15 protein-coding genes and 1 pseudogene are annotated in these 17,202 nt (G+C 71.4%); 6 read left to right on the top strand and 10 right to left on the bottom strand.

Translation table 11 applies throughout. The features are described from left to right. Positions 1-1,413 (bottom strand): Fe-S cluster assembly protein SufB, encoded by a 1,413-nt coding sequence (sufB, locus tag ACWCPW_RS32090; protein WP_078977698.1) that lies wholly within the window; start codon positions 1,411-1,413, stop codon positions 1-3. After that, positions 1,410-2,264, bottom strand: coding sequence for a helix-turn-helix transcriptional regulator (locus ACWCPW_RS32085; RefSeq protein WP_449765062.1), 855 nt, complete (start codon positions 2,262-2,264; stop codon positions 1,410-1,412). The genes sufB and ACWCPW_RS32085 overlap by 4 nt, the downstream gene beginning before the upstream one ends. Positions 2,265-2,465: 201 nt before the next feature. On the opposite strand from ACWCPW_RS32085, the gene ACWCPW_RS32080 reads away from it, so the two are divergent. The 3 genes from ACWCPW_RS32080 to ACWCPW_RS32070 all read left to right on the top strand — a co-directional run bounded on the left by ACWCPW_RS32080 (position 2,466) and on the right by ACWCPW_RS32070 (position 5,241). Next, entirely contained in the window at positions 2,466-3,395 is a 930-nt protein-coding gene (locus ACWCPW_RS32080) for an ABC transporter ATP-binding protein (protein WP_449765061.1), read from the top strand. An 83-nt stretch (positions 3,396-3,478) separates the two neighbouring features. Then, positions 3,479-4,195 carry an ABC transporter permease gene (locus ACWCPW_RS32075; protein WP_449765137.1) on the top strand — a complete coding sequence of 239 codons (717 nt, stop codon included), beginning with the start codon at positions 3,479-3,481 and terminating at the stop codon, positions 4,193-4,195. A 92-nt stretch (positions 4,196-4,287) separates the two neighbouring features. After that, positions 4,288-5,241, top strand: a complete 954-nt coding sequence (locus ACWCPW_RS32070) for a COX15/CtaA family protein (RefSeq protein ID WP_449765060.1) — start codon at positions 4,288-4,290, stop codon at positions 5,239-5,241. Between the two features lie 100 nt (positions 5,242-5,341). Here the strand turns inward: ACWCPW_RS32070 and egtD are convergent, their stop codons facing one another. The 5 genes and pseudogenes from egtD to ACWCPW_RS32045 form a co-directional block, all read right to left on the bottom strand. Then, positions 5,342-6,319: an L-histidine N(alpha)-methyltransferase gene (gene egtD / locus ACWCPW_RS32065; RefSeq protein WP_449765136.1), complete on the bottom strand. Its 978-nt coding sequence runs from the start codon at positions 6,317-6,319 to the stop codon at positions 5,342-5,344. A 252-nt stretch (positions 6,320-6,571) separates the two neighbouring features. After that, a pseudogene (locus tag ACWCPW_RS32060) lies at positions 6,572-7,180 on the bottom strand (hypothetical protein); the annotation flags it as partial. Continuing rightward, positions 7,180-8,655 (bottom strand): ergothioneine biosynthesis protein EgtB, encoded by a 1,476-nt coding sequence (gene egtB, locus ACWCPW_RS32055; protein WP_449765059.1) that lies wholly within the window; start codon positions 8,653-8,655, stop codon positions 7,180-7,182. The pseudogene ACWCPW_RS32060 and the gene egtB, both read right to left, overlap by 1 nt. Beyond that, positions 8,652-9,905, bottom strand: coding sequence for an ergothioneine biosynthesis glutamate--cysteine ligase EgtA (egtA, locus tag ACWCPW_RS32050; RefSeq protein ID WP_449765058.1), 1,254 nt, complete (start codon positions 9,903-9,905; stop codon positions 8,652-8,654). Before egtA ends, egtB begins: the two co-directional genes overlap by 4 nt. Positions 9,906-10,137: 232 nt before the next feature. Further along, positions 10,138-10,269 (bottom strand): hypothetical protein, encoded by a 132-nt coding sequence (locus tag ACWCPW_RS32045; RefSeq protein ID WP_449765057.1) that lies wholly within the window; start codon positions 10,267-10,269, stop codon positions 10,138-10,140. 101 nt (positions 10,270-10,370) lie between these two features. Between ACWCPW_RS32045 and ACWCPW_RS32040 the strand changes: the two genes are divergently transcribed. Further along, positions 10,371-10,940, top strand: a complete 570-nt coding sequence (locus ACWCPW_RS32040; RefSeq protein WP_449765056.1) for a hypothetical protein — start codon at positions 10,371-10,373, stop codon at positions 10,938-10,940. Between the two features lie 24 nt (positions 10,941-10,964). Here the strand turns inward: ACWCPW_RS32040 and ACWCPW_RS32035 are convergent, their stop codons facing one another. The 3 genes from ACWCPW_RS32035 to ACWCPW_RS32025 form a co-directional block, all read right to left on the bottom strand. Then, positions 10,965-11,903, bottom strand: coding sequence for a MerR family transcriptional regulator (locus ACWCPW_RS32035; protein WP_449765055.1), 939 nt, complete (start codon positions 11,901-11,903; stop codon positions 10,965-10,967). Between the two features lie 93 nt (positions 11,904-11,996). Further along, positions 11,997-12,356: a hypothetical protein gene (locus tag ACWCPW_RS32030; RefSeq protein ID WP_449765054.1), complete on the bottom strand. Its 360-nt coding sequence runs from the start codon at positions 12,354-12,356 to the stop codon at positions 11,997-11,999. A gap of 90 nt (positions 12,357-12,446) precedes the next feature. Beyond that, positions 12,447-13,391 carry a heme o synthase gene (locus tag ACWCPW_RS32025; protein ID WP_449765053.1) on the bottom strand — a complete coding sequence of 315 codons (945 nt, stop codon included), beginning with the start codon at positions 13,389-13,391 and terminating at the stop codon, positions 12,447-12,449. Positions 13,392-13,816: 425 nt separating this feature from the next. Between ACWCPW_RS32025 and tkt the strand changes: the two genes are divergently transcribed. Together tkt and tal are read left to right on the top strand one after the other, a co-directional pair. Further along, positions 13,817-15,907 carry a transketolase gene (tkt, locus tag ACWCPW_RS32020; RefSeq protein ID WP_449765052.1) on the top strand — a complete coding sequence of 697 codons (2,091 nt, stop codon included), beginning with the start codon at positions 13,817-13,819 and terminating at the stop codon, positions 15,905-15,907. A gap of 126 nt (positions 15,908-16,033) precedes the next feature. Beyond that, complete coding sequence (tal, locus tag ACWCPW_RS32015) at positions 16,034-17,146, top strand: transaldolase (RefSeq protein ID WP_449765051.1); 1,113 nt, start codon at positions 16,034-16,036, stop codon at positions 17,144-17,146. The last annotated feature ends 56 nt before the right edge of the window (positions 17,147-17,202 follow it).

The following is a 17,202-nucleotide window of genomic DNA, read 5'->3' as shown; positions in this document are numbered from 1 at the left end:
CTAGCCCACAGCCCCTTCCATCTGAAGCTCGATCAGGCGGTTCAATTCGAGGGCGTACTCCATCGGGAGTTCGCGCGCGATGGGCTCGACGAACCCGCGCACGATCATCGCCATGGCCTCGTCCTCGGTCATGCCGCGGCTCATGAGGTAGAAGAGCTGGTCGTCGGAGATCTTGGAGACGGTCGCCTCGTGACCCATCGACACGTCGTCCTCGCGGACGTCGACGTACGGGTAGGTGTCCGAGCGGCTGATCGTGTCGACCAGCAGCGCGTCGCACTTGACCGACGACGTCGAGCCGTGCGCGCCCTCCTCGATCTGCACCAGACCGCGGTACGACGTGCGGCCACCGCCGCGCGCGACCGACTTGGACACGATGTTGGACGACGTGTTCGGGGCGCAGTGCACCATCTTCGAACCGGCGTCCTGGTGCTGACCCTCGCCCGCGAAGGCGATCGACAACGTCTCGCCCTTGGCGTGCTCGCCGAGCAGCCACACGGCCGGGTACTTCATGGTGACCTTGGAACCGATGTTGCCGTCGATCCACTCCATCGTGGCGCCCTCGTGGGCCACCGCGCGCTTGGTCACCAGGTTGTACACGTTGTTCGACCAGTTCTGGATGGTCGTGTAGCGCACCCGGGCGTTCTTCTTGACCACGATCTCGACCACGGCCGAGTGCAGCGAGTCCGACTTGTAGATCGGCGCCGTACAGCCCTCGACGTAGTGCACGTAGGAGCCCTCGTCGGCGATGATCAGCGTGCGCTCGAACTGGCCCATGTTCTCGGTGTTGATCCGGAAGTAGGCCTGAAGCGGGATCTCCACGTGCACGCCCGGCGGGACGTAGATGAACGAGCCACCGGACCAGACCGCGGTGTTCAGCGCGGAGAACTTGTTGTCGCCGGTCGGGATGACCGAGCCGAAGTACTCCTTGAACAGCTCCGGGTGCTCGCGCAGCCCGGTGTCGGTGTCCAGGAAGATGACGCCCTGCTCCTCCAGGTCCTCACGGATCTGGTGGTAGACGACCTCCGACTCGTACTGCGCGGCGACACCGGCGACCAGGCGCTGCTTCTCCGCCTCCGGGATGCCCAGCCGGTCGTAGGTGTTCTTGATGTCCTCGGGCAGGTCCTCCCACGAGGCGGCCTGCTTCTCGGTCGAGCGCACGAAGTACTTGATGTTGTCGAAGTCGATCCCGGAGAGGTCGGAGCCCCAGGTCGGCATCGGCTTCTTGCCGAAGAGCCGGAGGCCCTTCATGCGCTGCTTCAACATCCACTCGGGCTCGGACTTCTTCGCCGAGATGTCCGCGACGACCTCTTCGGAGATGCCCCGGCGCGCGGAGGCGCCGGCGGTGTCCGAGTCGGCCCAGCCGTACTCGTAGGTGCCCAGACCCTCAAGCTCTGGGCGAGCGTCGGTGGTCATGAAGTAGTCCTCCCGGAAGCCGGGGTGGCGTCGGTCGATTCCCGCGAACGGGAAGGGCCCCGGCGCGGCGGATTCTTGTCTTCGGTGTTCAGGCCGGAGGAAACGGCCTTCGGGCCGGACGAGCCGACCCTGCGGCCGGTCGGACCGGCCGATTCAGCCTGCACAGCAGGAACGTGCGTGGTGCAGACGCCGTCGCCGTGGGCGATCGTCGCCAGCCGTTGCACGTGCGTACCGAGAAGGCGCGCGAACACCTCGGCCTCGGCCTCGCAGAGCTGCGGGAACCGCTCGGCGACGTGAGCCACCGGACAGTGGTGCTGGCAAAGCTGCTCTCCGCCGGGTGCGGGCCGCGCACTCGCGGCATACCCGTCGGCGGACAGCGCCTCGGCCAGCGCTCGGGCCCGCCCCCCGGGGGGCGCGGACTCGACCGAGGGACGATACCTCTCCTCGCGGGCGGCAAGCCGCTCGCGGGCGAATTTCGTCACGGCCTCGTCGCCGAGATGCTCGGCGACGAAGCTCAGCGCCTCGGCCGCCAGCTCGTCGTACTCCTGGTGGAAACCGGAGCGGCCGACGTCGGTGAGCGCGAACACCTTGGCCGGACGACCCCGGCCCCGGCGTCCGTAGACGCGCTGCTCGGTGGCCTCGACGACCCCCTCGGCGACCAGTGCGTCCAAATGGCGACGCACGCCCGCCGGGGTCAGCTCCAACCGCTCGGCCAGGTCCGCCGCGGTGGACGGGCCGTGGTCGACGATCGAGCGGGTGACCCGGTGCCGGGTGCCCTCGTGACCGTCATGCTCGGGCGTGCCGGCAGCCGCTGCGGTGGCCCGCCGCGGTGCCTCTTCGCTCGTCCGCATGTTTTCCACAACACCATTGTTGCGTTAATCGCCCCCCAGGCCAAACGGCGATCGCGTGCGGTCCGTCACTTAGGTGTGCCTAACAACACACGCCCGTCGACACCCGTTCCGACCTGCGGATTCTCCTGACGCACCGTCAGATGAACCGAACCGGACAACCCCCGCGCCGGGGGCGTCGAGACCTTTCTAGACTGACTCGTCATGGACTCCTCGCCGCCGGCAGTCGCGATCACGGGCCTGGTCAAGCGCTACGGCGACAAGACCGCCGTGGACGGGCTCTCGCTCACCGTCGAACGCGGGCTGGTGACCGCGGTGCTCGGTCCCAACGGCGCCGGGAAGACCAGCACGATCGAGATCTGCGAGGGCTACCGCCGCGCCGACGCGGGCGAGGTACGGGTGCTGGGCCTGGACCCGCGGCGCGACGCCGCCGCGCTGCGGCCCCGGATCGGGGTGATGTTGCAGTCGGGCGGCGTGTACTCGGGGGCGCGCGCCGAGGAGATGTTGCGACACGTGGCGAAGCTGCACGCCCACCCCCTGGACGTGTCGATGCTGATCGAGCGGCTCGGCCTGGGCTCGTGCGGGCGGACCACCTACCGGCGGTTGTCCGGCGGCCAACAGCAGCGGCTCGCGCTCGCGCTCGCCGTGGTCGGCCGTCCCGAGCTGGTCTTCCTGGACGAGCCGACCGCCGGACTCGACCCGCATGCCCGGCACGCCGGCTGGGACCTGGTGCGCGAGCTGCGCGCCGACGGGGTGAGCGTGGTGCTGACCACCCACCTGATGGACGAGGCGGAGAAGCTCGCCGACGAGGTGGCGATCGTGGACGGCGGCCGGGTGATCGCCTCCGGCTCGCCCGAGGCGCTGTGCCACGACGGCGCGGAGAATTCGCTGCGCTTCGCCGGACCGCCCGGCCTGGACCTGGGATCGCTGCTGAACGCGCTGCCGGTGGGCGCCAAGGCGCTGGAGGTCTCGCGCGGCGCGTACCGGATCGAGGGCGAGATCGACCCGCAACTGCTGGCCACGGTCACCTCGTGGTGCGCGCAGCACGGGGTGATGCCGGAGCGGCTGACCGTGGAGCGACGCAGCCTGGAGGACGTGTTCATGGAACTGACCGGACGGGAGCTGCGCAGTTGAGCACGCCGACGCGGGATTCGGTGTCGGAGGAACGACACCGCGGTACGTTCGCGCCCGCCCCCGGGGCGGCGCCGCTGTCCCGGATGATCGGGGCGCAGACCGCGTTGGAGACGCGGATGTTGTTGCGCAACGGCGAGCAGCTGTTGCTGACGGTGATCATCCCGACGCTGCTCCTGGTGGTCTTCGGGTCCGCGGACATCGTCGACACCGGGGACGGCGAGCGGGTGGACTTCCTGGCGCCGGGCGTGCTGGCGCTGGCGGTGTTGTCGACCGCGTTCACCGGTCAGGCCATCGCCACCGGGTTCGAACGGCGCTACGGAGTGCTCAAGCTGCTCGGTTCGACGCCGCTGCCCCGCTGGGGGCTGATGGTCGCGAAGACGGCGTGCGTGATCCTGGTGGAGATCCTCCAGGTGGCGCTGCTCGTGGTGATCGCGCTGGCGATGGGCTGGTCGCCGCACGGCAATGCGGTCTGGGTGGTCCTGCTGCTCGTGCTGGGCACGGCGGCCTTCTCCGGACTCGGCCTGCTGATGGCCGGGACGCTGCGCGCCGAGGCCACCCTGGCCGCCGCGAACCTGGTGTTCATCCTGCTGCTGCTGGGCGGCGGGGTGATCGTGCCGCTGGACAAGTTCCCCTCCGGGGTGGAGCACGCGCTCGCGCTGTTGCCGATCTCGGCGCTGTCCGACGGGCTGCGGGACGTGCTCCGGGACGGATCGGGGCTGCCGCTGGGCGATCTGGCGATCCTGGCGGTCTGGGCGGTTTTGGGCCTGGGCGCGGCGGCGCGCTTCTTCCGCTGGGAGTGAGGTCCGCGAGTGGTTCGAAGGTGCGGCCGGCCGGGCGTCGGCCGACACCCCTGGTGCGCTTGTGAATTCATTCACGACGTAGCATGTCGCGCATGAGTCTGCAGGCCGTCTCCCCCGTCGTCGCCCGCCGCGTGTTCCTCGCGAACCTGGTGGCGCAGATCGGCATCGTCGTCACGGGCGGTCTCGTCCGACTCACCGACTCGGGCCTGGGGTGCGACACCTGGCCCCGGTGCGACAGCGACACCAGCAACTGGACGCCGCACGAGGCGGTCGGCCACCACGCGTACATCGAGTTCGGCAACCGCATGCTGACGTACGTGGTCGGCGCGATCGCGGTGGCCTGCGTGGTGGCCGCCTACCGGCTGACCGTGCGCCGCAAGGACATCACCACGCTGGCCTGGATCCAGATCGGCACGGTCGTCGGCCAGGCCGTGCTGGGCGGCATCACCGTGCTCACCGACCTGCACCCGATGGCGGTGGCGAGCCACCTGCTCCTGTCGATGCTGCTGATCGCGTCGGCGGTGACGCTGTACGAACGCGCCGGCGAGGGCGACGCGCCGGCCCGGCTGCTGGTTCGCCAGGAGATCCGCTGGTTCGGCTACGGCGCCCTCGCGGTGGCCGCCGCGCTGATCGTGATCGGCACCGTGGTCACCGGCTCCGGGCCGCACGCGGGCGACCTCAAGGCCAAGCGCTTCGACGTGGACATCGACCAGATGGCCTGGCTGCACGCGGACCTGGCCTTCCTGCTCCTGGGCGCGGCCGTCGCCCTGGCGCTCGCGCTGCGCGTCACCGACGCCCCGCTCGCCGCCCAGCACCGCGTGTGGTGGCTGCTCGCGGTGCTGATCCCGCAGGGCCTGATCGGCTACGTCCAGTACTTCAACGGCCTCCCCGAGTGGATGGTCCTCACCCACATGTTCGGCGCCGCCCTGACCGTGGTCACCGCCACCCGGGTCCTGTTCGCCCTGCGCATGCGCGGCGACACCCCGCCCGAGGCGGCCGACGACCTCGACGCCGAGCCGCGCGAGCCGGTCGCCACCCGTTACTGACCGCCCGATGCCGGGCCCGAAACGGGTCGAACCCTTGCGGGGCCGACCCGTTTCGGCGCTCCGGGCACCGTCTCGATCAGCGGCTGGGGACCGCCGACAGTCAGCGGCTGGGAACCGCCAACAGGAGGGCGAAGCGCTCCTGCGGGTCGGTCCACCACTGGCGGACGGTGAAGCCCGCCTCGGCCAACTCGGCGAGCAGGGCCTCGCGACGGAACTTGGTGGAGATCTCGGTGCGCAACATCTCCCCTTCGGCGAAGTCCACCGACAGGTCCACCACCGGGATCTTGACGGTCTGCTCGACGCGGGAGCGCAGGTGCATCTCGATGCGCTCCGCCTCGGCGTTCCACACGGCCACGTGGTCGTAGGCGTCCGGGTCGAAGTCGGCGTCGAGTTCGCGGTTGAGCACGTGCAGCACGTTCTTGTTGAAGGCGGCGGTGACGCCCTGGCCGTCGTCGTAGGCCGCGACCAGGACGCCCGGGTCCTTGACCAGGTCCACGCCGAGCAACAGGGTGTCGTCGGCGCTGAGGGCGCGGCGCAGGATGCGGTAGAAGTCGGTGCGCTGGGCCGGGTCGAGGTTGCCCAGCGTGCTGCCCAGGAAGCTGAGCAGCCGTGGGCCGGGTTCGTCGGCGAGTGCCAGGTCGTGTTCGAAGTCGGTGACCGTGGCCGCGACCCGCAGGCCGGGATAGTCGCGGCAGAGCGCCTCGCCGGCCTGGGTCAGCGCCGAGTCGCTCACGTCCAGCGGCACATAGCGGTCCAGCGTGCCTGCCGCGGTGAGCGCGTCCAGGAGCAGCCGGGTCTTGCGGGAGGAGCCGGAGCCGAGCTCGATCAGTGTGTGCGCCCGGGTGGCGGCGGCGATCTCGGCGGCGCGCCGGGTGAGGATCTCCTGCTCGGCGCGGGTGGGGTAGTACTCGGGCAGGTGGGTGATCTGTTCGAACAGTTCGCTGCCGCGCGCGTCGTAGAACCACTTGGGCGGCAGCGACTTGGTCGGTGCCGTCAGGCCCCGGAGCACGTCGGCACGCAGCGTGGTGTCGAAGTAGTCGGCCGGCAGCCGGTGGTCGAGGGTGAAGCGGCTGTTCATAAGACGCCGTTCCTGTGGGGCGGATGACGGACCTGCGGCGACGGCCCGTACCGGGCGGATCGCGGCGATGCGGACCCCGCTGCGGGTGGCCAGCAGAAGGGAGTGTTCGGGTACCTCGAGCCACTCGCCCCAGCCGCCGCCCGTGTTCGCGTCGGGCTCGGAGGCGACCAGGACCCGGCCGGGGGCGGTGCGGTACCAGAGGGTGTCGCCGTACCGGGTGGCGAAGACGGTGCGGCCGTCGGTGAGCAGCAGGTTGAGCCGGGCGTTCGCACGCACCTCGGCGATCCGCCGGACCAGGTCGGCCAGTGCGCCGCCGACCGGCTCCCGCTGCCGGAGTCGGCGCGCGAGCATGGCCCAGAGCAGCGCCGAGTCGCAGCGCGACTCCAGGGCGAGCAGGTCGGCCGGATCGAGCGCGGGCCCGATCGGCAGCCGGGTCCAGTCCGGGATCGCGCCGTTGTGGCTGAACAACCAGCGGCCGTCCCGAAACGGCGCGGCCGCCGCCTCGTCCTGGCTGGTGCCGGCGGTGGCGCTGCGGACGGCGGCCAGGAAGGCACCGCTGCGGACGGTGCGCGCCAGGTCGGGCAGATTGGGATCGGCCCAGATCGGCAACGCCCGCCGATAGCGGGCGGGTTCGACGTCGACACCGGTCCCGGCGCCGGTCTCGGCTTCGGCTTCGGTTTCGTCCCGGGACGCCGAGGCCGGCCCGCCCGGATACCAGCCGAAGCCGAAGCCGTCCACGTTGACCGTCCCGTACCGCTGCCGACGTGGCGCCCAGGACTGCTCGTACAGGCCGTGCGCCGGGTCCACCAAGACCTCGGCGAGGGTGATCTCCGGTCCCAGATAGGCCAGATGACGGCACATCAGCGCGCCTCCCGGGGCGCCGCGTCGCGGGCGGTCCGGAAGCCGGCGAAGATCTGCCGGCGGATCGGCAGGTCCCAGTTGCGGAACGTGCCCCGGGCGACCACCTCGTCCACCCCGAACGCGCCACCGCGCAGCACCTTGTGCCCGGGGCCGAAGAACACCTCGGAGTACTCCCGGTAGGGGAACGCGGCGAATCCCGGATAGGGGGTGAAGTCGGAGGAGGTCCACTCCCAGACGTCGCCGATCAACTGCCGCGCCCCGCACGCGGCGGCGCCCGCCGGGTAGGCGCCGGCCGGCGCCGGCCGCAGGTGCCGTTGGCCCAGGTTGGCGTGCTCGGGTGTGGGGTCGGCATCGCCCCACGGATACCGCCGCGAGCGGCCCTCGGCCGGATCGTGCCGGGCCGCCTTCTCCCACTCCGCCTCGGTCGGCAGCCGCCGCCCGGCCCAGCGCGCGTACGCGTCGGCCTCGTACCAGCACACGTGCAGGACCGGCTCGTCGAGCGGCACCGGCTCGATCCGGCCGAACCGCCGAACCAGCCACGTGTCACCGTCGCGCCGCCAGAACAGCGGGGCGGTGAGCTCGGCCTCCTGTCGGTGCCGCCGACCCTTTGGGCTCCACCAGCGGTCGTCCGCGTACCCGCCGTCGGCGATGAACTCCAGGTAGGCCGCGTTGGTCACCGGCACGGTGTCCAACCAGAACGCCGGTACGTCCACCATGTGCGCGGGTCGCTCGTTGTCCAGTGCCCACGGATCCGCCGTGGTGCCCATCTCGAACGGCCCGGCGGGGACCAGCACTTCACCGTCGAGCGCATCCGCATCGGCCGCGCCCGGCGGCTCCGGTGCATGCAACACCGCTTCCCCGGCCCGCAGTTGATGGGTGGCCAGCATGGTCTCGTCGTGCTGTTGCTCGTGTTGGGCGAGCATGCCGAACACGAATCCGTCGGCCAGGAGCGGATCGCCGCCCGTGCCGAGCTCGGCGGATTCCAAGACGTCGAAGGTGTGTTCACGCACCCGCCCGACGTACTCCCGGGCCTGCTCGGGATCGAGCAGGGGCAGCGCGGGCCGGTCCGCGCGCGGATGCCGGAACGCGTCGTACAACGGATCCAGGTCCGGGCGCAGCGCGGGTCTCCCGCCGGCGCGGCGGACCAGCCACAGCTCCTCCTGGTTGCCGATGTGGGCCAGGTCCCAGACCAGCGGCGACATCAGCGCGGAGTGCTGGGCGGTCAGTTCCTCGTCGGTCAGGCAGTCGGTCAGGGCCAGTGTCCGACGTCGGGCCCGGGTCAGCGCGGCCCGGGCTATCGCACGGCGATCGGCGGTCGAGGGTTGCGGACGGGATCCGCCGGATCCCGCGGACCGTGTGGCCTCTGTGGATGGTGTGGGTGGTGTGGGCTGCGACGTCTTCGTCGACGCCGCCGGGCCGGACCGCTTCGACGGCTTCGGCGCCTTCTTCGGCTGCGATGGCTTCAACGACTTCATCGACGGGTCCTTTCCAGCAGGTCGTCCGCGGGACATCGGCCCCGTTCGGCGTAGCGCCGGGTGAATTCGGCGACGGCCGCGCGCAGCGGGCCGGGGGCACCGCTGTCGGCCAGGGCGTTCTCGGTGGCGGCGAAGCACGCGCGGACCACCTTGCCCAGCACCGGGTCGGCGGGACCGAGCCGGGCGGCCCGGGTCCACATCGACTCGTCGGGTACCGCCGCGCCGTCGAGGCACAGCGGCTCGGTCGCCGCCCAGGCCGCCTCGGCCGCGACCGGGTCGTCCATCAGGGTGGCGGCCATCGCGGCGGGGACGACCCAGTCGTCGCCGCGCTGGGCGTCGATCATCCGCAACTCCAGCCAGCCGCGCGGGCGGACCGGCGGGAAGAGCGTGGTCAGGTGGTAGTCGAGATCCTCCAGGGTGGGTGGGCGCACGCCGGGTGCGCCGCGCAGCCAGGAGCGGAAGGTCAGCCCCTCGGGTGCGTTCCAGCCGTCCTCCTCGCTGCCGCGTACGCACAGCAGCGGGGCGTCCAGCGCGTAGCGCGCCCAGGCGGCGCGCGGATCCGGGTCTGCTCCCGGCGGCGGCTCCGGCGGCCGGGTGCGGCCGGGGTCCATCCGGGTCCAGACGAGTTGTCGGGTCGACCGCCAGCCGGTCGGTCTGCCCTGCCACAGCGGCGAGTTGGCGAAGGCGGCGACCAGTACCGGGCCGAGTCGGTGGGTCAGTTCCCAACGCGACCGATAGCCCTGGCGGCCCTCGCCCTCGTCTCCCGCGTCCAGGTTGACCTGCACGGACGCGGTACCGCGCATCATCATCCGGCCCCACGAGCCGGCGCGGTCGAAGTACGCCTCCATCGCCCGATAGCGGGGATGGTCCACGATCCGCGGTGGGTTTCGATACGGCTCCAGACCGTGGCCGGCGAGCACCAGTCCGCTCGCGGCCAGCGCCTGCTCCAGGGCCGCCATGTCGGCCCGGAGGTCCTCGGCGCATCCGGCGAGCGTGGTGGCGGGCGGTGAGCTCAGCTCGACCTGCCCACCCGGCTCGCGGGTCAACCTACTGCCGAACGGCAGCCCGCCCGCCGCCTTCAGCGGGGCCAGGGCCTCGTCCAGTCGCTCCGGCGCCACCTCCCGGCGGGCGTCGGCGCCGTCGTGCACGATCCATTCCAGCTCGATCCCCACCCGTGCGGGTGGTCCGGTCTTGAAGCACACCCCGTGTACGTGGGCCTGTGCGTCGTCCTCCCTCAGAGCGGCAGCCATCGCCCTCACTCCTTCGGTCCATCGTGTGGGGCCGTGGCCGGTCCCACTCGTGGCCCCATTTTGGTCCCGCACGTCACTTTCCGCTCTGCTGTACCCGGCGAATGGGACCGGAACACCCGTACCCCGGTGAAGCCGGAACCACGCCCCGGTAACGCCCGAGCGACCCCTCGGCCGAACGATCCGGTTGCCCACCGGGGCCCGGACGGAGGTTCGTTCGGCCATGCGACCGGGTTCAGCCGGACAGGTGGATGGACCACGGGCGGTCGATCTCGATGAAGCCGACCGAGTCGTGGAGGCGGTTCGCCGGGCCTCGGTCGCGGTCCGGGTCGCCGGGTGGGGCGTCGTCGTCGACGTACGCGATCACCTCGCGCGCGCCGCGGCCGGGGCGCGCGGTGGCGAATATTCGGCCGGCGCGCCACCGCGGCCGGGCTGGACAACGCCGTACGGGTGCCCTGTCATGGTGCGATGACCGCCGCGCAGCCGACACCGACACCGACGTCGCCCATCGACCTGGACGGCTACACCGGCACGCACGCCCACGACTTCCCGCTGCACCGAGAGCGCGGCTTCGCCTTCTTCGCCCCGCCGCCCGAGGGCGCGACGCAGGACCCGGGTCGGCAACTGGAAGCGGCCCGGAAGGACACGCTCCTCTTCGACCTGGCCTCCTGGCACCACGACCTCGCGCCGACCCACGCCCGGGCCCGCGCGGCGGCGGAGCACGCACTGGAGGTACTGCGAACCGGCGGGCGTCGCGAGGAGGCGCTGCGAGCGGTCAGGACGTACGCCTGCGCCCGCTCCGACCTGCTCACCCTCCTCGATCGCCGACCCATGCCCCGCGGCGCGGAATCCCTCTACGAGCGCTACGTCCCCGCCCCCACCCGCGTCGACCCCACCACCCTCCCCCCGGAAGCCGGCCTCCGCCGCCACGCCGATCTGCTCCACCCGGACCGCGACGCACGACACCCCGTCGGCGCCCCCGCCGTCCCGCCACCGGGTGGCCGCGAGATCGACCCTGGAAGCGACGACCCGGCCTGAGCCCGGGTCCCGGCCATGCCGGTGCTATGCCGGTGTAGTCGCGTGCAAGGCGTGGATGGACCAGGTGAGTTCGGGGGTGGGGTCGATCGGGGTGGGCCAGCCGTTGACGAGTGCGAGCAGGTGGAGGTAGCGGTGGCGGCGGGGGTCGTTCGCGGAGCGTAGGCGGGTGAGCAGGTGGCGGCGCAGGTGGACGTCGTCGGGCAGGCCGGTGGTTCGGGCGCAGTCCGCTGTGAGCGCGGCCACGATCGGGGCGGCTTCGGGCGCGGTCGGGGCGATGCCGGCCGCCAGGGCCGCCGCCGCGTGGGTGCGGGCGACGGCGATGGTGTCGCGGCGCAAGATCGTGGCGCCGGACCGGGTGCGTTCGGTGCCGTGTTGCTCGGCCAGGTGTCGCAGGGCGGTGCGGAAGTCCGGATCGCGGGTGAGTTCGGCCAGTTCGACCCACGCCTCGACCTGTTCCGGCTCGGGGTGGTCGGGGAGTTCGGGGGTCATCGAGCGGATGATCCCGGCGAACGCGGGATCGGCGTCCCGGTCGCCGAAGGCGGCAGTGAGGAAGTCCGCGATCAGGCGTCGGCGTTCGTCCTCGGAGAGCTTGGCCAGGGTGTGCATGAGATCCATCTCCTTGGGGCCGGCCCCGCGTCGGGCCGCCGCCGTGAGCACCGCGCGACGCAGGCGCAGCGTGTGGATCTGCGCCGCCAGGGCGTCGGCGTGCGCCGCCGCGACCTCCGGGAGGGACAACTCCCGGTCCACGACCCGGCGGATCGTGGGCAGGTCCAGTCCCAGGTCGCGCAGTGTGCGGACGAGGTCCAGGCGGGCGACGGCGTCGGTGTCGTAGCGGCGGTGGCCGGCCGGGCCGCGGTCGGTGGGCGGCACGATCCCGGAATCGGAGTAGAAGCGAATGGCCTTGACCGTCAGCCCGGTCCGCCGAGCCAGGTCCCCGATCGTGTGGAGCGCGTCGCCGTTCATGCCCCCACCCTCGCGGCTCCCCCTACCGGAGATGCAAGCCCCCGCGCCGACCTGCGCGCGCGGGCCGATGCCACCCACCGCGGCCCCGCCGGGTCAGCCCTGCGAGCCGCCCAGTTGCATGCCCGCCATCCGGTTCCACTCGTACTTGGTGGTCCGTACCTTCGCCGCGAGGTCGTTCGGGAACTCCTCGTGCAGCGTGACGCCCGCCTTCGCGATGGCCGCGCGCGCGATGTCCGGGTTGCGGACGACCTGGTCGCCCCACGCCCCGTCGGTCCCCACGAGCACGATCCGGGTCGCGTCGCGCCCGACGTACTCGACGATCGCGTCGCCTCCGCCGCCGTGCGCGGCGGTGAAGCGCTCGATGTGCTTGGCGATCCTGCGCACCTGTCGCTCGACCCGCGTGTCCGGGGTACCCGGGTCCGGCGTGGCCGTCGTGGTCTCGGTGTCCGTCATGGCGCCCACATTACCGAGGGCGCGTCACCGGATCCGAGTGAACCCGCGTGGTCCGGGTCACGTCCCCGGAGCCGATCGACGAAACGCGGCTCAGAACACCAGCGGGTCCACCGCCACCGCGACGAACAGCAGCGTCAGGTAGGTGATCGACCAGTGGAACAGCCGCATCTCCTTCAGCTTGCCGCCGGTGATCTCGGCCTTGGCCCGACGCTGGAGACCGTGCGCCTCCCACAACCACGCGATGCCGAGCAGCGCCGCCGCGATCGGGTAGAGCGGGCCGGTGTCGGCGGCCGGCCACAGCAGCATCGACACACCGACCATGACCCAGCTGTAGGCCACGATCTGGTTCGCCACGACCTTGTTGCCCGCCACCACCGGCAACATCGGCACGCCGGCGTTGGTGTAGTCGTCGGTGAACTTCATGGACAGCGGCCAATAGTGCGGCGGCGTCCAGAAGAAGACCACCGCGAAGAGCACCACCGGTGCCCAATCCAGCGAATTCGTCACCGCTGTCCAGCCGATCAACACCTGCATGCAGCCGGCGATGCCGCCCCACACGATGTTCTGCGGCGTGCGCCGCTTCAGCAGCATCGTGTACACGACCACGTAATAGAAGATCGCGAAGACCGAAAGCGCCGCCGACAGCGGATTGACCAGGAACCAGAACCACGCGGTGGAAATCACCCCGAGCGCGCTCGCGAACACGATCGACTCGCGCGGGGACACCATCCCGGTGACCAGCGGTCGCCGCTCGGTGCGGTGCATCAACCGGTCGATGTCCCGGTCGATGTACATGTTGAAGGCGTTGGCACTGCCCGCCGAGAGGTAGCCGCCGAAGACGACCAGAAGCACCAGACCCAGATCCGGCAGCCCGTCGGCCGCGAGGAACATCACCGGAATCGTGCTGATCAGCAGCAGTTCGATGATGCGCGGCTTGGTGAGGGCCACGAATGCGAGAACCCGGGCCATCGGCGGGCGGGCGCCTGCGGGCGCATTTCCCACCAGCCCGGCCGGTCGGGATTCGACGGCTGTCACGAACACCCCATCAGCAGCGTTTTCGGCCGGGCCCGGGTGCCGCCCGGAAGCCGGTTTGCTCGTCAATATGTAAGCGGTATCGAGCGGCGTCGGGATGTCGAGGCCCGGACCCACTAGCAGGAAACTGTAGTCCCTCACCAGGGGCACAAACCCTCCGGGGCATGCCCGCCGCACGACCGGGTAGCCGAGGCCCGGGTGGCCGCGCGTCGAGTCCCGCACCCACCGCGTGTCCCGCGTCGTCCCGCCCGTACCTCCCGTCCTGTCCACCAGGTGAACGTCACCACCCGGGTGGCCGTCCTCCGAGCGAGGCAGCAGGTCGCCCCCGGTAGGCTCGGCCACGTGCCTGAGGCGCCGGGGCGTAGACCCCGAGCCGGCCGCTTTTTTTCGGCCTACACCGGAAGACCCCGGAAGGAGCCCTGACCAGGGTGAGCAGCAAGCCGACCCCCGACAACAGCTCTCTCGACTGGAGCGACCTCGACAAGCGAGCCGTCGACACCGCTCGTGTGCTGGCGATGGACGCCGTTCAGAAGGTCGGTAACGGCCACCCCGGAACGGCCATGAGCCTGGCACCCGCGGCCTACCTCATCTGGCAGAAGTTCCTGCGCCACGACCCGACCGACCCGGACTGGACCGGTCGCGACCGCTTCGTGCTGTCCCCGGGTCACACCAGCCTGACCCTGTACACGCAGCTCTACCTGTCCGGCTACGGCCTGACCCTGGACGACCTCAAGTCGTTCCGCACCTGGGGCAGCCGCACCCCCGGCCACCCCGAGCACGGCCACACCGCCGGCGTCGAGACCACCACCGGCCCGCTCGGCCAGGGTGTGGCCAACGCGGTCGGCATGGCGATGGCGGCCCGCTACGAGCGCGGCCTGTTCGACCCCGAGGCGGCCCCCGGCACCTCGCCGTTCGACCACACCATCTGGGTGATCGCCTCCGACGGCGACCTGGAGGAGGGCGTCTCCGCCGAGGCCAGCTCGCTCGCCGGCCACCAGAAGCTGGGCAACCTCGTCGTGGTCTACGACGACAACCACATCTCGATCGAGGGTGACACCGAGACCGCGTTCAGCGAGGACGTCCTCGCCCGCTACGCGGCCTACGGCTGGCACACCATCCGGGTCGAGCCGCAGGCCGACGGCGACATCGACGTCGCGGCGCTGAACGCGGCGCTGGAGGCGGGCAAGGCGGAGACCGGCCGGCCGACCATGATCGGCATGCGCACGATCATCGCGTGGCCCGCGCCGAACGCGCAGAACACCGGCAAGGCGCACGGCTCGGCGCTGGGCGCCGAGGAGGTCGCGGCCACCAAGCGCATCCTGGGCTTCGACCCGGAGCAGAACTTCGAGGTCGCCGCGGACGTACTGGCGCACGCCCACAAGGTGGTCGACCGGGGCCGTGCCGCGCACGACTCCTGGAAGAGCGCGTACGCCAAGTGGGCCGAGACCAACCCGGAGCGCGCCGCCGAGCACGCCCGGATCTCCGCCCGTCGGCTGCCCGACGGCTGGGAGAAGGTGCTGCCGGAGTTCGAGGCCGGCAAGCCGGTCGCCACCCGCAAGGCCTCCGGCAAGGTGCTCGCCGCGCTCGGCGCGGTCATCCCCGAGCTGTGGGGCGGCTCGGCCGACCTGGCCGAGTCCAACAACACCACCATCGACGAGGGCAGTTCGTTCCTGCCCGAGGGCAACCCGCTCAAGGGTGCGAACCCCTACGGCCGCACCGTGCACTGGGGCATCCGCGAGCACGCCATGGGTTCGACCATGAACGGCATCGCCCTGCACGGCGGGACGCGCATCTACGGCGGCACGTTCCTGGTGTTCAGCGACTACATGCGCCCGGCCGTACGGCTGGCCGCGCTGATGAAGCTGCCCACGACGTACGTGTGGACGCACGACTCGATCGGCCTCGGCGAGGACGGTCCCACCCACCAGCCGATCGAGCACATCGCCGCGCTGCGCGCGATCCCCGGCCTGGACGTGGTCCGCCCGGGCGACGCGAACGAGGTCGCGGTGGCCTGGCGCAAGATCCTGGAGACCACGGACCGCCCGGCCGGCATCCTGCTCACCCGCCAGGACGTACCGACCTGGGACCGGGGCGAGTTCGGTTCGGCCGAGGGCACCGCGCGCGGTGGCTACGTGCTGGCCGAGGCGTCCAGCGGCACCCCGCAGGTGATCCTGATCGGCACCGGCTCCGAGGTGCAGATCGCGGTCGCGGCGCGCGAGGTGCTGGAGGCCGAGGGCGTGCCGACCCGGGTCGTCTCGCTGCCGTGCCTGGAGTGGTTCAACGAGCAGGACCAGGCGTACCGCGAGCAGGTGCTGCCGCCGTCGGTCAAGGCGCGCGTGTCGGTGGAGGCGGGCATCGCGCAGGGCTGGCGCGAGCTGGTCGGCGACACGGGCCGGATCGTCTCGCTGGAGCACTTCGGCGCGTCGGCGGACTACAAGAAGCTGTTCGCCGAGTTCGGGCTGACCCACGAGGCCGTCGTTTCGGCCGCCCGGGAATCCCTGGCGCAGGCCGGTAGCTGAAGACCACGTAACCCTGTGGGCGGTGTCGGGTGGGAACACCCGCCCGACACCGCCCACGACGGGCGCCGGTCCGGCACCCGAGAGCGCACCGGACCCGGTCGCCGACTCGAGAAGGAGCAAAGTGTCATGACGGAACCCCTGCGTCGCCTGTCCGCCGAGGGCGTGGCCGTATGGCTCGACGACCTGAGCCGGACGCGGCTGGAGTCCGGCAACCTGCACGAACTCGTCCGCGACCGCGAGGTCGTCGGCGTGACCACCAACCCGGCGATCTTCCAGAAGGCGATCACCGGCAACGACGTCTACGACGCGCAGGTGCGCGACCTCGCGGTGCGCGGCGTCACCGTCGAAGAGGCCGTGCGGATGATCACCTCGGCCGACGTGCGCCAGGCCTGCGACGTGCTGCGCCCGGTCTACGAGGCGACCGGCGGTGTCGACGGCCGGGTGTCGATCGAGGTCGACCCGCGGCTGGCGCACAAGACCGAGCCGACCATCGCCGAGGCCCGCCAGCTCTGGTGGCTCGTCGACCGGCCGAACCTGTTCATCAAGATCCCGGCCACCAAGGCCGGCCTGCCCGCCATCTCGCAGGCGCTCGCCGAGGGCATCAGCGTCAACGTCACGCTGATCTTCTCGCTGGCCCGCTACCGCGAGGTGATGGAGGCCTACGTCGAGGGCATCGAGCGCGCCCGCGCGGCCGGCCTGGACATCTCCGGGATCGAGTCGGTGGCGTCCTTCTTCGTCTCCCGCGTGGACACCGAGATCGACAAGCGGCTGGTCGCCCTGGGCACCGACGAGGCCAAGGCCGCGGCCGGCAAGGCGGCGGTCGCCAACGCGCGACTGGCCTACCAGGCCTACGAAGAGGTCTTCGGTACGGAGCGGTGGCAGGCCCTCGCCGCTGCCGGCGCCCGGCCGCAGCGCCCGCTGTGGGCCTCGACCGGCGTCAAGGACCCGGCGTACCGCGACACGATGTACGTGGACGACCTGGTCGTCAAGGGCGTGGTGAACACGATGCCCGAGGCCACCTTGAACGCGGTCGCCGACCACGGCGCCATCACCGGCGACACCGTGCACGGCACGTACGAGTCGGCCCAGGCCGACCTGGACGCGATCGCCAAGCTCGGCATCTCCTACGACGAGGTCGTCGACCTGCTCGAGGAGGAGGGCGTCGAGAAGTTCGAGACCTCCTGGAACGAGCTGCTCGCGTCCGTACAGGGCGAGCTGGACCGGCTCGCCAAGGGCTGACGCCCGCCGGACCGACGACCAGTCGTTCGAGAGACCGCAGGATCCGGTCGGCCTCC

The sequence above is a fragment of the Embleya sp. NPDC001921 genome, assembly GCF_053594475.1.
This window is presented reverse-complemented; position numbering and strand designations above follow the sequence as displayed.

Excerpts from the sequence above, each read along its gene's own strand:
- sufB (WP_078977698.1), bottom strand. The coding sequence starts at position 1,413 with ATGACCACCGACGCTCGCCCAGAGCTTGAGGGTCTGGGCACCTACGAG.
- ACWCPW_RS32085 (WP_449765062.1), bottom strand. The coding sequence starts at position 2,264 with ATGCGGACGAGCGAAGAGGCACCGCGGCGGGCCACCGCAGCGGCTGCC.
- ACWCPW_RS32080 (WP_449765061.1), top strand. The coding sequence starts at position 2,466 with ATGGACTCCTCGCCGCCGGCAGTCGCGATCACGGGCCTGGTCAAGCGC.
- ACWCPW_RS32075 (WP_449765137.1), top strand. The coding sequence starts at position 3,479 with ATGATCGGGGCGCAGACCGCGTTGGAGACGCGGATGTTGTTGCGCAAC.
- ACWCPW_RS32070 (WP_449765060.1), top strand. The coding sequence starts at position 4,288 with ATGAGTCTGCAGGCCGTCTCCCCCGTCGTCGCCCGCCGCGTGTTCCTC.
- egtD (WP_449765136.1), bottom strand. The coding sequence starts at position 6,319 with ATGAACAGCCGCTTCACCCTCGACCACCGGCTGCCGGCCGACTACTTC.
- egtB (WP_449765059.1), bottom strand. The coding sequence starts at position 8,655 with ATGAAGTCGTTGAAGCCATCGCAGCCGAAGAAGGCGCCGAAGCCGTCG.
- egtA (WP_449765058.1), bottom strand. The coding sequence starts at position 9,905 with ATGGCTGCCGCTCTGAGGGAGGACGACGCACAGGCCCACGTACACGGG.
- ACWCPW_RS32040 (WP_449765056.1), top strand. The coding sequence starts at position 10,371 with ATGACCGCCGCGCAGCCGACACCGACACCGACGTCGCCCATCGACCTG.
- ACWCPW_RS32035 (WP_449765055.1), bottom strand. The coding sequence starts at position 11,903 with ATGAACGGCGACGCGCTCCACACGATCGGGGACCTGGCTCGGCGGACC.
- ACWCPW_RS32030 (WP_449765054.1), bottom strand. The coding sequence starts at position 12,356 with ATGACGGACACCGAGACCACGACGGCCACGCCGGACCCGGGTACCCCG.
- tal (WP_449765051.1), top strand. The coding sequence starts at position 16,034 with ATGACGGAACCCCTGCGTCGCCTGTCCGCCGAGGGCGTGGCCGTATGG.